Origin of the sequence: Pandoraea sp. NE5, from assembly GCF_024363545.1 — a bacterium.
Taxonomy (GTDB): Bacteria; Pseudomonadota; Gammaproteobacteria; order Burkholderiales; family Burkholderiaceae; genus Pandoraea; species Pandoraea cepalis.
In genome coordinates, this window is record NZ_AP025517.1 from 1,593,979 (window position 1) to 1,609,357 (window position 15,379).

A 15,379-nucleotide genomic window follows, 5' to 3' on the forward strand; every position below is an offset into this window, starting at 1 on the left:
CGTTGCGAGTCTCGAGCCGTCGAATCAGTACTGAAGCTTCAGGCTCACGGCCACGCTGCGGCCCGGTGCCGAATACGCGTCCTTGAGCGTTGAGCTATCGGCGAGGCCGCGCACGTCCGACCAGTTCCAGGCCTTGCGGTCGAACACGTTGTAGATGCCGGCGTAGAGCGTCGCGGACTTGTTGAGGCGATAGCCGCCCGACAGGTCGAGTACGACCGACGACGGCGGCGCCCAGCAGGTCTGGTTCTGCTGCGTGCCCGAGGTGCAGGTTTTCGCGATCTGGCTTTGTGCCTTCGCGGCCTGAAAGAGCAGGTCGGCTTGCGCGAACCACGTCGTGTTCGGCTCGTAGCGCACGCCGAGCACCATCGAGAACGGATTGACGGTGTTGAGCGGCTGGGTGGCGGCGCCGTTGTTTTGCGTCGTGCCGTGTGTGTAGGCCATCGCCGTGCGCAGCGTCACGCCGCCCTGGAGCGCCCACGTGGCGCGGCCCTCCCAGCCCTGGATGCGGGCACGGCTGTAGTTCACGTACTGATAGATGAGCGGATCGCTCGGGCGGCCCGAGCCGCTGATGTTCTGCTGCGAGATGAAATTGCGGTAGTTGCCGGCGAAGACGGCGGTGCTGTAGGTGACGGGGCCGAGCGTGGTGGCGAGGCGTCCGCGCAACCCCAGCTCTAACGTGTCGCTCGTCTCGGGCTTGAGGTTCGGGTTCGCGATCGACATGTAACCGAAGATCGGATTCGAGAAGCCGTTGTTGACCTGATCGGGCGTTGGCGTGCGGAAGCCGCGTGCGTACTGCACGTACGGAATCAGCGAAGGGGCGATCTCGTACATGACCGCCAGGCGCGGCGAGAACGCGCCATCGTTCGACGAAGTCGGTTGAACGCGTGCGCCGGAGGCCGTCTGCGATACGTACAGCGGATCGTTCTGCTTCGGCGAGAGCCAGTAGGCGTCGTAGCGAATGCCCGGCGTGACGCTCAGCGCGCCGTAGCGGATCTCGTCCTGCGCGAAGGCGCCGAACAGTGTGTAGTCGGTGTCCGGGAACGCCTTGTTGGGGAACGACTCGCCCATGCCGGGCACGGTGCCGTTGCGATAGCTGGTGATGTACGCGAGGCTCGCGTCGGCGCCGTACACGAACTTGTGCGCGAGCGGGCCGGTCGTGAAGTGGCTTTCCGCCTGCACGGCGCCGCCGACGGTGCGCTCCTTGTACGTGTTGTCGCGCGTGCGATCGCCCGCCGTGCGTTGCTCGTACGCGAACTGGCTGTTTTTCGCGTCCTGGAAGTACAGCAGCGCGTGCGCGTTCTGGACATAGGCCTGCGACGCGTCGTTGAAGTCGTAATCGAGGCTGACGCGGTTGCGTTCTAGACGATCGCTCGTGGTCAGACCCAGCGTCGTGGGCGGATTGATGGACGACAGAACGCTCGCGTCCACCCGACGGCGCACGGTCTCGCCCGTGAGCTTGAACGTCGAGCGGGGCGTGGCCTTGAAGACCAGTTTGCCGAGCACAGAGTCGCCGTTGCTGTCCTGCGGGTTGGCCGTTGTGCGCGACGTGCTGGCCGAGTTGTTGGTGCCCTTGCCGTCGAGTTCGTGGCCCTTGTTGCCGTCGACGATCACCATGCCCTGCCACTGCTCGCCGCCCCACGCGGCCTGGGCGGTCGTGCCGAAACTGCGGTCTATCGAGTTGTAGTAGGGACGCAGAGAGAAGTAGGTCGACTTGCCGAAGACATCAAGCAGGTCTTGCGGATCCTTGGTGAGGAAGTTGACGACGCCGGTGAGCCCGTCGCTGCCGTAGAGCGAAGAGGCGGGGCCGCGCAGGATTTCGATGCGGCGCAGCACGTCCATGCTCATGTAATCACCGCGACCCGCTTCGAGCGGACCGAACGCATAGCCGGACGGCATGCGGATGCCGTCTTCGAAGAGCGCCACGCGGTTGCCTTCGAGGCCACGAATGTTGATGCTCGAATTGCCGTCGCGACCGCCGCCGGCGGCCGCCGATGCGGGACGATACGGCGCGCGGCGCACGGTGACGCCTGGCTCGTAGCGCAGGGCCTCCTTGATGTCTTGCGCTTGTTGTTCTTCGAGATCCTGATCGGTAATGACCGAAATCGACGCCGGGGTTCGATCCGCTTCGGTCGGCGTGCGCGTCGCCGTGACGTTCACCTCCCGCAAATTGGCTTCAGCGAGCTGCAAGGGCGTGTTGGGCGAGGCTTGCGCGAGTTGAAGCGTCTCAACCGACTGGGCCGAGCCCGTGCTCGAGGCCGGTTGCGCGAAGACCGCGGGCGACCAGAACGCAGCAAGCACCGCCCCTGCGAGCGGGCGAAGACGCCATCGACGCGCACGATCGCGTTGCGAATCTTCGGATCGGATCGAGCCGTGGGTGCCGAATTTCCGGCCACCCCGGCGCGTTGACATGACAATAGCGCGGCCCCCGCCGCTTGACGACTGCTTCACTGCTGGCTCCCAGAGCAAGAAAACCCCGTTGCTGGCTGGCAAGCGCTCGTGGCAATCGTCGTGTTCCGCGTGTCGTTATCAAGGCTCGGGAACACGCCGGCAGGCGCGGCTGGCGAAAGATCTCACGTCCTGCGGCCGGATAGGTTCGGCCTTGAGACGAAAATGTTAATAAGAATCATTTGCATTGTTGACGAAGAACGACCGACGCGTCAAGGGGCGAGGTGACGCGATGTCAATGAATGGGAAGGGGATGAAAGCCGCGCGTCAGATCGGCAGGCTCGTATCGAACTTGATTTCACGCAGCACGACGCTGGTCTTGACGTTGGCCACCGCGGGCAGACGGAAGATGTGTTCGTGCAGGAACGCGTCGTAGGCCTTGATGTCGGGCGCCACGATTTTGAGGATGTAGTCGGCTTCGCCCGTGGTGCTGTAGCACTCCGTCACTTCCGGGCAGGTGCGGATTTCGCGCTCGAACTGCTCCGTGCCGCCCTCCGTATGGCGGGTGAGTTGTACGTGGGCCAGGGCGCATACGTGCAGGCCGAGCTTTTCCCGATCGAGCAGCACCGTGTAGCGCTGGATCACGCCGCTTTGCTCCATGTCCTTGATGCGCCGCCAGCACGGAGTTGCCGACAACCCCACGTTATCCGACAGCTCCTGCGCCGAGCGGCGCGAGTCGATCTGCAACAGTCGCAGAATCTGGCGCGCAAAATTATCGAGTAATTCCATTTCTCAAAACCGCCGTTTACGAAATGAACGTTTCTTATTGTGCGCCAAACGGAGTGAAATAGTAAAAATCTTTCTCGTGCCTCCCCATACACTGCTTGCATACCGATGCGTGGCCGCTCGATGCGGTCGGAACGTCGAGACGAACAGAACAATTGCCCCCGAAACACGGCCGATGTCGCCGTCAGATCGATCTGACGCAGGCCGCGGGGGATCAGGAGAGACACAATGAATGCCCCCATGCGCGCCGCCCTCGCGACGCCGACGGCCAATCCCCTGGCCCATCCCGATTACCAGCTCTCCGACGCGCTCGCGGCCAGTCGCGGTCAGATTTTCCTCACCGGCACGCAGGCGCTCGTGCGCATCCTGCTGATGCAGCATCAGCTCGACGCCGCGCGCGGCCTGAACACCGCGGGATTCATCAGCGGCTATCGCGGCTCGCCGCTCGGCGGCGTGGATCAGCAGTTGTGGAAGGCGAAGAAGCTGCTCGATGCGGCCAACGTCAAGTTCCTGCCGGCGATCAACGAAGAGTTGGGCGGTACCGCCGTCATGGGCACGCAACGCGTGGAAGCCGACCCGGAGCGCACCGTCGAGGGTGTGTTTGGCATGTGGTACGGCAAGGGGCCGGGCGTGGATCGCGCGGGCGATGCACTCAAGCACGGTAACGCTTACGGGGCGTCGCGCCACGGTGGCGTGGTTGTGGTGGCGGGCGACGACCACGGTTGCGTGTCGTCGTCGATGCCGCATCAGAGCGACTTTACGATGATGTCGTGGAGCATGCCCGTGCTCAACCCGGCCGACATCGGCGAACTCGTCGAATTCGGTCTCTACGGTTATGCGCTGTCGCGCTTCTCGGGCGCCTGGGCTGGCTTGAAGGCCATCTCCGAGACGGTCGAATCGCGCGGCACCGTCGATCTCGACAAGATCCGCACCGACTGGGTCGAGCCGTCGGACTACGTTGCGCCTGCGGGTGGCCTGCACAACCGCTGGCCCGATCTGCCGAGCCTGGCGCTCGAAGCGCGTCTGGCGGACAAGCTCGACGCCGTGCGCGCCTTTTCGCGCGTGAACAGCATCGACAAGTGGATTGCCCCGTCCCCGGACGCCGACATCGGTATCGTGACGTGCGGCAAGGCACATCTCGACCTGATGGAGACGCTGCGCCGCCTGGACATCACCGTCGACGATCTTGCCGCGGCCGGTGTGCGCATCTACAAGGTCGGCCTGTCGTTCCCGCTCGACATGTCGCGCCTGGACACCTTTGTCGCTGGCCTGAAGGAAATCCTCGTGATCGAGGAGAAGGGCCCAGTCGTTGAACAGCAGATCAAGCAATACCTGTACAACCGCACGACGGGCACGCGCCCGAGCGTGCTCGGCAAGACCGACGCCGAGGGCCGCGTGCTGCTCTCCGCGCTGGGCGAGTTGCGGCCGTCGCGCGTGTTGCCGGTGTTCGCCGAGTGGCTGGCGAAGCATCGTCCGGCGCTGGATCGTCGTGAGCGTGTGGTCGATCTCGTGGCGCACGACATCCTGTCGAATGCGGCCGACGGCGTGCGCCGCGTGCCGTATTTCTGCTCGGGTTGCCCGCACAATACGTCGACGAAGGTGCCCGAAGGCTCCATCGCGCAGGCCGGCATCGGGTGTCACTTCATGGCGTCGTGGATGGATCGCGACACCACGGGGTTGATCCAGATGGGCGGCGAGGGCGTGGACTGGGCCGCGCACTCGCACTTCACCAAGCGTGCGCACGTCTTCCAGAATCTGGGCGACGGCACGTACTTCCACTCCGGTCTGCTCGCGATTCGCCAGGCCGTGGCCTCGAAGGCGAACATCACCTACAAGATTCTCTATAACGACGCCGTGGCGATGACGGGTGGCCAGCCGGTCGACGGTTCGATTTCGGTGCCGCAGATCGCGCGTCAGGTCGAAGCGGAGGGCATTGCGAAACTCGTCGTGGTGAGCGACGAGCCGGAGAAGTACATCGGCCACGAAGGCCAGTTCCCGAAGGGCACGACGTTCCATCACCGCAGCGAACTCGACGCCGTGCAACGCGAGTTGCGCGAGATCGCCGGCACGACCGTGCTCATCTACGATCAGACGTGCGCGGCCGAGAAGCGTCGTCGTCGGAAGAAAAACGAATTCCCGAATCCGGATCGGCGTCTGTTCATCAACGAGGCCGTTTGCGAGGGCTGCGGCGATTGCGGCGTGGCATCGAATTGTCTGTCGGTCGAGCCGGTGGAAACGGCACTGGGGCGCAAGCGTCGCATCGATCAGTCGTCGTGCAACAAGGACTTCTCCTGCGTGAACGGTTTCTGCCCGAGCTTCGTGTCGGTCAAGGGCGCGCAGTTGAAGAAGGCGCTCGCCGCCGCCTTCGATCAGGCGGCCTTCGAAGGGCGTCTGAACGCGCTGCCGCAGCCGAGCGCGCTCGCCGGCGATGCACCGTTCGACATCATGGTCACGGGCGTGGGCGGCACCGGTGTGGTGACGATTGGCGCGCTCATCACGATGGCAGCGCACCTCGAAGGCAAGAGCGCGTCGGTGCTCGACTTCATGGGTTTCGCGCAGAAGGGCGGCGCGGTGCTGTCGTTCGTGCGCTTCGCCAACACGCCGCAAGCACTCAACCAGGTGCGTATCGACACGCAGCAGGCCGACGTGCTGCTCGCGTGCGACATGGTGGTGGGCGCCAGTGCGGATGCGCTGCAAACCGTGCGACGCGACCGCACGCGCGTGGTGGTCAACACGCATGCGATTCCGAACGCGACGTTCGTGCAGAACCCCGACGCGAATCTTCATGCCGACGCGCTGCTCGAGAAGATGCGTCATGCGGCAGGTAGCGACAAGCTCGATGCGTGCGACGCTCAGGCGCTCGCCCAGCGTTTCCTCGGCGACACGATGGGCGCGAACATCATCATGCTCGGCTTTGCGTGGCAACTGGGGCTGGTACCGGTGTCGCTGCATGCACTGCAACGTGCGATCGAACTGAACAACGTGGCGGTGCCGATGAACCAGCTGGCGCTGGCGATCGGTCGGTTGGCGGCGGGGGATCCGACGGCGCTGACGCAGACGACGGCCAAGGCCACGCCGGTGCCGGTGCATGCCCCGGTCGCCGACGACATGACGTTCGACGAGCTCGTTGCGCATCGCGTGACGTTGCTGACGCAGTACCAGAGTGCAGCGTATGCGGCGCAGTTCGCTGCCTTCGTGAAGCAGGTGGCCGATGCGGAAACGCGTGTGGCGGGGGCGCCTGGCCGCTTGTCGCGCGCCGTGGCGCAGCAGCTCTCGCGCCTGATGGCGTACAAGGACGAGTACGAAGTGGCGCGACTGTATGCGCAAACGGCGTTCGCCGACGCGTTGGGCGAGACCTTCGAGGGCAAGCCGGGGCGCGACTTCCGTGTCGAGTTCCATATGGCGCCGCCGCTGATTGCACGCGGCAAGGACGGTGCGGTGCCCAAGAAGGTGACCATCGGGCCGTGGCTGTGGCCAGTGTTGCGCGGCATGGCGAAGCTGCGCGGTTTGCGCGGCGGTGCGCTCGACGTCTTCGGTTACACGCTGGAGCGCCGCATGGAGCGTCAGTTGATCGCGGACTATCGCACGACGTTGGAGCGCGCGTTGGCGGGCCTGTCGGCCGACACGTTGGCTGACGTGATCGCGCTGGCCGAAGCGCCGGCGAAGATTCGCGGCTATGGTCATGTGAAGCTGGCGAACCTGGCGATGGTCAAGCGCGTCGAGGCCACGATTGCGGCACGGCTGAACGTGACGCCCGCCACGAGCGATGCCGTCGAGCAGGCGCTGGCGCATGCTCGCAGCAGCGGCAAGTCGCTCAAGGGCATTCCGGTGGTGACGGCGCGCTAATCGAGACGTACCGGTTTGCACCGACGTTGACGTATCCAAGCGGGGGCTTCGGCCCCCGTTTTTTTCTGGGGGCGGCAAACGTAGTTGCGCCTTGCGGCGGGTGTGTTTCTGTACCGCCATCCCGCCGACGCGCTACCATTCGGGGGTTACGGTTGACGCAACGGGGTGAGCCGGATGCCGGCGGTGGCGTTGCGACGGGAGGCCGTCCATCGCGCACGGAGCATCGGGGCTCGCCATAAGCGCTTGAATACGGAGAGGAAAATGAGTGTTTCGAAGGCACCTGCGGATCGCAAGGTGATCCTCACGGGTGACCGCCCGACGGGGCCGCTGCATCTGGGCCACTATGTCGGCAGTCTGAAGAACCGCGTGGCGTATCAGCACGAATACAAACAGTTCATCCTGGTCGCCGACGCGCAGGCGTTGACGGACAACACCGACGATCGTGGCAAGGTACACCGCAACGTCTCGGAAGTGGCGCTCGACTATTTGGCCGTCGGCATCGACCCCAGCGTGACGACCATCTGCGTGCAGACGTGGCTACCCGAACTGACCGAACTCACGTTCTACTACCTGAACCTCGTGACCGTGGCGCGCCTGGAGCGCAATCCGACCGTCAAGCAGGAGATCGGGCTGCGTAACTTCGAGCGCGATATTCCGGCGGGCTTCCTCACGTATCCGGTGAGTCAGGCGGCCGACATCACGGCGTTTCGGGCAACGCTCGTGCCGGTCGGCGAAGACCAGTTGCCGATGATCGAGCAGACCAACGAAATCGTGCGCCGCCTGAACCGTCTGGCCGATCGCGAGATCCTGGTCGAAGCGAAGGCACTGGTGCCGCCGATCGGGCGTCTGCCGGGCATCGACGGCAAGGCCAAGATGAGCAAGTCGCTGGGCAACGTGATCAACATTTCGTCGACGCCCGACGAGATCCGCGCTGCCGTCAAGAAGTGCTACACGGATCCGCTGCACCTGAAGGTGGAGGATCCGGGGCACCTGGAAGGCAACGTGGCATTCGCCTATCTCGATGCCTTCGACGAAGACAAGGAAGGCTTGCAGGCGCTCAAGGATCACTACGTGCGCGGCGGTCTGGCCGACTCGAAGGTGAAGGCGCGGCTGGAAGAGCGGTTGCAGGAGATGCTGCGCCCGATGCGTGAGCGTCGCGAGGAATTCGCCAGGAACCCGGAGTTCGTGTGGGACATGCTGCGCGCCGGTACGGAGCGTGCGCGTGAGACGGTCTCGCAAACGCTTGAGGATGTGCGCTCGGTGTTCGTCACGCCGGGGTGGAAGAAATAAGGTCGTGCCGAGCGCCGCGTCGGCGTCTTGCTTGAAGAGAAAAGCAGCCCGATGAACTGCACCCCAAAAGTTGGACGTAAATCCAATCTTTGGGGTGTTTTTCATGGGCGCGGCAGCGGGCGAGCCGTTGTAGAGGAGGGCGTCTGTACGGCAGTTCTGGTGACACGGGCGGTCTCGCCGTTGGGGCTCGATCCACACTGTGCCATGTCGTTCCTGAACGACTCTGCGCTGAGCAGGGGTTGCGCCTCGCCGGCGGATGCATCGTGCGCCGCAGCGCCCGCGTTCGCCTGACGGACGAGGCGCTCGACGCGGGCCAGCGCCGCATTCTGCAGGCTCAGCAGTTCCGCGAGGCCGTTTTCCGCGTCCGTCAGGGCGTCCCTGATCTGCCCTTGCGCGGCGAGTGTCCGATAGCGTTGCGCCAAATCGACGGTGGGCGCGGCAGATACGTACTTGATTGGACGCATGGTGATTTTGTCTCCTCGTGTTGAATGAACCCTCGCCGAGCCAATGGCTCGCCGTCAAAGCTTCGTATTCCAAAACGTGTGATCAAGATGCTCGAGATTCTCATTGAGCACGCTTTGATTGCGTGTGGTGCGCGCAATGTCATAACGGAGCTCGTTGAGACGGGCCTGTATCTCGGTAGTCGCGCCCGATTGATGCGCACTGTGTCTCGCTTCCAGCCCGCGATTGACGGCGTCGTTCAGGTTCTTGATGGCCGTGATCTCGTTCGATAGCTTGCCCCAGCCGCGATTGCGGGCATAACCGAAGACGTTGAATATCCCGTTGCAGGCCGTCAACACACCGGCCGCCGTTGAGGCGAGCTTCAACCCCAGCGCGAGACCGACGATTGCGGGCAGCAACCCGGGAAGCACCGCCGACGCGACCCCTAACGAGACCGTGATGACCAGGAACGAGACGAGAATCAGGATTCTTGTCTTCCATCTCCGCTTCTCTCCCGGGATGGCGGCCTGGGCCTCGGTCAGATAGTGGTTGATCAGCGGCTCGGACTTGCTCAACAGATCGCCCGTCACCACGAATGCCGCGTATAGCTCTGCCTTGGCTTGTCGAAGCGCTGCCGGCGTCATCTCCGCGTTCTCCAGGGCTCGCTGCTGGTCCTCCAGAACCCGTCGCGCCGATGTCGTGCCCACCATCGTGTCGAGCGCGGCTTTCAAATGACGGAGCGCGTCGAACGCCGCCTTCGCTTTCGGCGTCAGTTGTGCCGTGTCGGAGATCGATTGTTGCGCGTCGACGCGCTTGGACGACGTGAACGACAGATCGCGTGCCTTGCCGATTTTCACGATGGCCTTCTCGAACTGGTCGATCAGTGCATCGATGCCGAGAATATCGGACGCCGCGTGCGTCGAGATGGTTTCCGACAGTCGCGCGATGGCGTCGTACTCGCCGGACAGTTTTCCCCGGACCGCTGCGGGGCTGACCGTTTGCGCCGCTGCATCCCAGTCGCGCTTGATCGCGGCCAGGTTGGCGACAATGTCGGCCCGGAGCGTTTCGATCGTGGGTAAGGTATCGGCGCCAGCGGTGGCCGACGAGGCCGATCCAGGGGCTGGCGCATGCTGCCGAACCCCGATCTGTTTCCACTCGGACCGGGTCGTTGGCAATGACTGCTTGGCGACGCGGCCGCTAACGGCGGTATCGAAGCCTAATGACAGGTAGGATGGCGGAGCGAGCTTCATGGGTAGACACCTTCTGCGCGACATTGCGAGGAGTCTATGCAGCGGTGCCCGGCCGCGCTTTTCATTCGCGCGTCGAATTGTCGGAAACGGGGTATCGAGGTACCACCGGCAACGACTGCTTACGCAACAAAAAAACGCCGCGATGTGCGAGACATCGCGGCGCTTCGCTTTCCGCTCACCGCGAACGCGCTTGCGCGGGTTGCCGGACGGCGGCTCCGGTGATTGCGGTTATTCCGGCTGCTTGGCGACCTTGCCGTCCTTGAAGACCCAGCGGATGTTTTCGCCCTGGCCGGTCAGCACCTCGATGGATTCGAGCGGATTCCCCTCGACGACCAGCACGTCGGCCAGCGCGCCCGGTGCGATCACACCCAGCTCGCCCGCGCGATTCAGAATCTCCGCACCGATGACCGTCGCCGAGCGAAGCGCTTCGGCGGCCCCCAGCACGTCGGCACGGATCGTCAGCTCGTCGGACTGGTACTTGTGCATGTCGCCGAGCAGGTCGGAGCCGAAGCCCATCTTCACGCCGGCGTCGCGATAGATCGTAAGCGATTCGCGACCGGCGCGCTGCACACTCTCCACCTTGGCCACCGACTCCGGCGGCAGGCCCAGCGACGCGCCGTCCTTGGCCAGCGCGTCGTAGGTGACCAGCGTCGGCACCACATAAGCCCCTTTCTCCGCCATGAGCTTTGCCGTCTCGGCGTCGCACAGATTGCCGTGCTCGATGGTACGCACGCCACAGCGCACAGCGCGGGCAATCGCCCGCGGGGTGTAGGCGTGGGCCATCACATAGGTTTGCGCCGCCTCCGCTTCCGCGACCGCTGCGCGGATCTCGTCTTCCGAGTATTGCGTGTTGGCAATGGGATCGACCGGCGACGCCACGCCCCCCGAGGCCATCAGCTTGATCTGCGTGGCGCCTTTCTGAATCTCCTCGCGCACGGCGAGGCGGATCGGATCGACGCCATCGACGACGCGCCCGATCGCCCCCGCGCGAAACGCGCACGAGCACGGCTCCAGCGTGTCGCTGCGGGGCCGGAAGTCGCCATGCCCGCCCGTCTGCGAGAGCGCCTTGCCCGACGGGAAAATGCGCGGCCCGGGAATCACGCCCTGCTCGATGGCCTGTTGCAACGCCCAATCGGCGCCGCCGGCGTCACGCACGGTTGTGAAGCCGCGATTGAGCATGCCCTGCATGATCGGCAGTGACTTGAGCACGGTGAGCACGTTCGGCTGGCTGGCGTTCGTGCCGAGGTTGGGATGCGACGCGAGCACGTGCACGTGGCAGTCGATCATGCCGGGCATGACGGTCTTGCCGGTGACGTCGATCACCGTCGCGCCGTCGATGTCGAGCGGCGTGGCGCTGAGCGCCGCAATGCGATTGCCCTCGATAACTACGTCGTGACGCTCGAGCAGACGGCCGGCGGCTGCATCGAGCACATTGCCGCCGCGAAGCAGGGTAACGGACATGGGGGGATTCCTTGAAAAAATGCATAAGGCGCGCCGGTGAGGGCGCGCCCGGACGACAGGGGACTCAGGCCTTGGGCAGCGGCTTCACGAAGCACGTGCCGACGAGGCTGATGGCCGCCGCGACGATCACGTAGATGGCCGGCGCCATGTTGCTGCCCGTGCGGGCAATCAGCCACGTGATGATGAGCGCGGCGAAGCCGCCAAAGATCGTCACCGCGAAGTTATAGGCTACCGACAGACCCGTCGAGAGCACCTTCGCGGGGAACATCTCGGAGAACGCCGCGAGAATCGGGCCGGTATAGCAAGCGATGAGCAGGCCGAACACGATCTGGAACATCAGCAGCGAGTGCAGGCCAGGGGCCACGTTCAGGTATGTGAACATCGGCCATGCCAGCAGCAGGATCAGCAGGGCCGATCCCGACAGGAACGGACGGCGTCCGTAGCGATCCGCCAGACGTCCCACCACCGGCGCGAACACGAGAATCATCGCGCCGCCGACCATGCCCGCCGTGAAGCCATCGGAGGCCTGCAGCTTGAGCACGCGCTGGGCATACGTCGGCATGTAGAACAGCAGCACGTAGGTGCAGATCGTCCACAGCACAACCATGGAGAAGCTGGCGAGTGTCTCGCGCGGATACTGCGAGAGCACGTCGCGCAACGGCGTATCGGACTTCTCGGCGTGCTGGAACGTCGGCGTCTCGTCGATCTTGTGACGGATGTAGAAGCCGACCGGGCCGATGAGCATGCCCACGAGGAACGGCACGCGCCAGCCCCAGGACACGAGCGAGGCGTGATCGAGTTCCGTTGTCACGAACGTGCCCACGGCCGCGCCGAGCAGCACGGCGAAGCCAATGCTCGACTGAATCCAGGCCGAGTAATAGGCGCGCTGATTGGCGGGTGCGTACTCGGTCAGGAAGGCCGTTGCGCCGCCCATTTCGCCGCCGGCCGAGAAGCCTTGCAGCAAACGCGCCAGCACGATGATGAGGGGCGCGCCCAGGCCGATCTGATCGTAGGTCGGGGCCAGGCCGATCATCGCGGTGCCGGCGGCCATGAGCAGAATGGTGAGCGACAGGGCCGCCTTGCGGCCCACGCGGTCGGAATAGATGCCGAGCACGATGCCGCCGACCGGGCGCATGAAGAAGCCCACGCCGAACGTGGCCACGGCCAGCAGAAACGACGACAGATCGTCGCCGGTGGGGAAGAATTGCTTCGCGATGATGGCCGCGAAGAAACTGTACACGGTGAAGTCGAACCACTCGAGACCGTTGCCGATCACCGTCGCCACGATCGCGTGACGGCGCTGACGGGCCAGGTTCTGTTGAGGCACTGCCAAAGTCGCCTGCATCTGAGTCTCCCGAAAGATGGGTGGCGTCCGTTGCGTGCCTTGCGACTACGTCATACCGGTAATACGCCTGCTTTTTATGTCGGATCACGTCTGCGCTCCCATCGGGATCGGCACACGTGCGCGGATAAGACACAAAGTAGTGCAGACAAAATGACAGGCCAAACGAAAATTCTGCATGTTGCCATGCGTGTGGCGCATGGCAACGGTCCGAAAGATGGCGTAACCCCTATGATGGGGAACAATATTCCGTGTAGATCCAGTTGCGGAAAATTCGCGCCGCAGCATGCTCGTGGCGCTCGGCAGGCCATACGAGATAGTAGCCGCCGCCCAGGCTGGCGGTCGCATGGCACGCCTGCACGAGCAGGCCTGCGTCGAGGCACGGATCGATCATGTGGCGCCATCCCATGACCAAACCGCCACCCTCGATCGCCATCTGCACGAGTAGCGGGTAGTAGTTCGCGCTCACCATGCGCGGAAACTTCGGGGCGTTCACCCCCTGCAGCTCGAACCAGTCGGTCCATGACATCCACTTGCGCTGGCCGTCTTCGATGAAGAGCAGCGTCTCGCCGACGAGATCGGCCGGCGTGAGCTGGCGCCCGCGCAAATAAGTGGGCGAGCAGACGGGAAACACTTCCTCGTCGAAGAGCCGCCGACCGGCGAAGTCCGGGGGCAGGTCGTTACGCACGTAATAGACGCCCAGATCGAACTCCGACGCGGACAGCGACGTCATGCCGTCTTTCACGATCACGCGAATCTTGATGTCGGGGTGCGCGGCGCGAAATCGCATGAGTTGGGGCGTCATCCACAACACCGCCACGCCCGACGAGCAGGCCACGGTGAGTTCCAGATCGCCGCGCCGCTTCATCAGGTCGGCGGTGGCTTCGGCGCACTCGCCGAGCAGGCGCTGGATCTGTTCGGCGTAGCGTTGCCCGGCCACCGTCAGGCGCAGCGTGCGATGCTCGCGCGTGAACAGCGCGCGCCCGAGGAATTCCTCGAGCTGCGCGATTTGCCGGCTCACGGCGCTTTGCGTGAGATTGAGTTCGACGGCGGCCCGCGTGAAGCTCGCGTGCCGCACGGCTGCATCGAAAGCAATCAGGCAATGCAGCGGCGGCAACGGCGAGATGGGCATGCGTGGTGACGAAGTGACGGGTGAGGGCGCGCGCGAAATCAGCGCTTGCCGACCATTTGCTCGGGGCGAACCCAGGCGTCGAACTGCTCGGCCGTGACGTGGCCCAGCGCGAGGGCGGCCGCCTTGAGCGTGGTGCCTTCCTTGTGCGCCTTCTTGGCGATCTGCGCAGCCTTGTCGTACCCGATGTGCGGGTTGAGCGCGGTCACGAGCATGAGCGACTCTTCGAGCAGCGTGCCGATGCGCGCACGGTTCGGTTCGATGCCGATGGCGCAGTTGTCGTCGAAGCTCACCGCACCGTCGGCCAGCACGCGCACGCTTTGCAGGAAGTTGTGGATGAGCATCGGCTTGAACACATTCAGCTCGAAGTTGCCCATCGAGCCGCCGATGTTGATCGCCACGTCGTTGCCGAGCACCTGGGCGCACAGCATCGTCATCGCTTCGCATTGGGTCGGATTGACCTTGCCCGGCATGATCGAGCTGCCCGGTTCGTTTTCCGGAATCATCAGCTCGCCAATGCCGCAGCGCGGGCCGCTGGCCAGCCAGCGCACGTCGTTGGCGATCTTCATCAGGCTGGCGGCGAGCGTCTTGAGCGTGCCGTGCGCGTTGACGATGGCGTCGTTGGCGGCCAGCGCTTCGAACTTGTTCGGCGCGGTGACGAACGGCAGGCCGGTGTCGCGCGCGAGCGTGGCGGCTACTTGCCTGGCGAATTCCGGATGCGCGTTCAGGCCCGTGCCCACGGCCGTGCCGCCGAGCGCGAGTTCCGCCACGTGGGGCAGGGCGTCGTCGACGTGCTTCAGGCCGTGGTCGATCTGCGCGACCCACCCCGAGATTTCCTGGCCGAGCGTGAGCGGCGTGGCGTCCTGGAGGTGGGTGCGGCCGATCTTGACGATATCGTCATAAGCGCGGGCCTTGGCGGCGAGCGTGTCGCGCAGTTGGCCGACCCCGGGCTTCAGGTGATTGACGAGGGCGTCGAGGGCGGCCACGCTCATGGCCGTCGGGAATACGTCGTTCGACGACTGGCCTTTGTTCACGTCGTCGTTGGGGTGCACGAGACGCGTTTCGCCGCGCACGCCGCCGAGCAGTTCGCTGGCGCGGTTCGCAAGCACTTCGTTCATGTTCATGTTCGACTGCGTGCCCGAGCCGGTTTGCCACACGGCCAGCGGGAATTCGTCGTCATGCTGACCGGCGATGACTTCGTCGGCGGCCTGGATGATGGCGTCGGCTTTCTTCGCGTCGAGCACGCCCAGGCCCTTGTTGACCTCGGCAGCGGCGCGCTTCACGCGAGCGAGCGCGCGCACGAGCTCGCGCGGCATCTTCTCGGTGGAAATCTTGAAGTTCTGCAGCGAGCGCTGCGTTTGCGCACCCCAGAGACGATCGGCGGGTACCGCAATTTCGCCGAAGGTATCGCGTTCCATTCTCACAGACATGATCGACTCCTCGAAGACA

Annotated in this window: 10 protein-coding genes; 2 read left to right on the top strand and 8 right to left on the bottom strand. The window is 64.5% G+C overall.

Translation table 11 applies throughout. The features are described 5' to 3' along the window. Nucleotides 1-24: 24 nt before the first annotated feature. Nucleotides 25-2,409: a TonB-dependent hemoglobin/transferrin/lactoferrin family receptor gene (locus PanNE5_RS07295; protein ID WP_261939547.1), complete on the bottom strand. Its 2,385-nt coding sequence runs from the start codon at nt 2,407-2,409 to the stop codon at nt 25-27. 303 nt (nt 2,410-2,712) lie between these two features. Then, a complete protein-coding gene (locus tag PanNE5_RS07300; RefSeq protein WP_130027606.1) occupies nt 2,713-3,174 on the bottom strand; it encodes an Lrp/AsnC family transcriptional regulator in 462 nt (153 codons plus the stop codon). A 225-nt stretch (nt 3,175-3,399) separates the two neighbouring features. Here PanNE5_RS07300 and PanNE5_RS07305 point away from each other — a divergent pair, with 225 nt between their 5' ends. Together PanNE5_RS07305 and trpS are read left to right on the top strand one after the other, a co-directional pair. Beyond that, nucleotides 3,400-7,017 carry an indolepyruvate ferredoxin oxidoreductase family protein gene (locus PanNE5_RS07305; RefSeq protein WP_261939548.1) on the top strand — a complete coding sequence of 1,206 codons (3,618 nt, stop codon included), beginning with the start codon at nt 3,400-3,402 and terminating at the stop codon, nt 7,015-7,017. 261 nt (nt 7,018-7,278) lie between these two features. Next, nucleotides 7,279-8,307: a tryptophan--tRNA ligase gene (gene trpS, locus PanNE5_RS07310; protein WP_150591548.1), complete on the top strand. Its 1,029-nt coding sequence runs from the start codon at nt 7,279-7,281 to the stop codon at nt 8,305-8,307. Between the two features lie 101 nt (nt 8,308-8,408). On the opposite strand, the gene PanNE5_RS07315 is transcribed toward trpS, so the two are convergent. The 6 genes from PanNE5_RS07315 to fumC all read right to left on the bottom strand — a co-directional run bounded on the left by PanNE5_RS07315 (nt 8,409) and on the right by fumC (nt 15,360). Then, a complete protein-coding gene (locus tag PanNE5_RS07315) occupies nt 8,409-8,771 on the bottom strand; it encodes a hypothetical protein (RefSeq protein ID WP_261939549.1) in 363 nt (120 codons plus the stop codon). Nucleotides 8,772-8,825: 54 nt separating this feature from the next. After that, on the bottom strand, nt 8,826-9,998 hold the full coding sequence (locus tag PanNE5_RS07320) for a hypothetical protein (protein ID WP_261939550.1): 1,173 nt from the start codon (nt 9,996-9,998) through the stop codon (nt 8,826-8,828). 228 nt (nt 9,999-10,226) lie between these two features. Then, nucleotides 10,227-11,459 (bottom strand): metal-dependent hydrolase family protein, encoded by a 1,233-nt coding sequence (locus PanNE5_RS07325; protein WP_017233847.1) that lies wholly within the window; start codon nt 11,457-11,459, stop codon nt 10,227-10,229. A gap of 64 nt (nt 11,460-11,523) precedes the next feature. Continuing rightward, complete coding sequence (locus PanNE5_RS07330) at nt 11,524-12,804, bottom strand: MFS transporter (RefSeq protein ID WP_017233846.1); 1,281 nt, start codon at nt 12,802-12,804, stop codon at nt 11,524-11,526. A gap of 226 nt (nt 12,805-13,030) precedes the next feature. Then, nucleotides 13,031-13,933 (bottom strand): LysR substrate-binding domain-containing protein, encoded by a 903-nt coding sequence (locus tag PanNE5_RS07335; RefSeq protein WP_017233845.1) that lies wholly within the window; start codon nt 13,931-13,933, stop codon nt 13,031-13,033. A gap of 38 nt (nt 13,934-13,971) precedes the next feature. Further along, nucleotides 13,972-15,360 carry a class II fumarate hydratase gene (gene fumC, locus PanNE5_RS07340; protein WP_254441097.1) on the bottom strand — a complete coding sequence of 463 codons (1,389 nt, stop codon included), beginning with the start codon at nt 15,358-15,360 and terminating at the stop codon, nt 13,972-13,974. Nucleotides 15,361-15,379 lie beyond the last annotated feature (19 nt).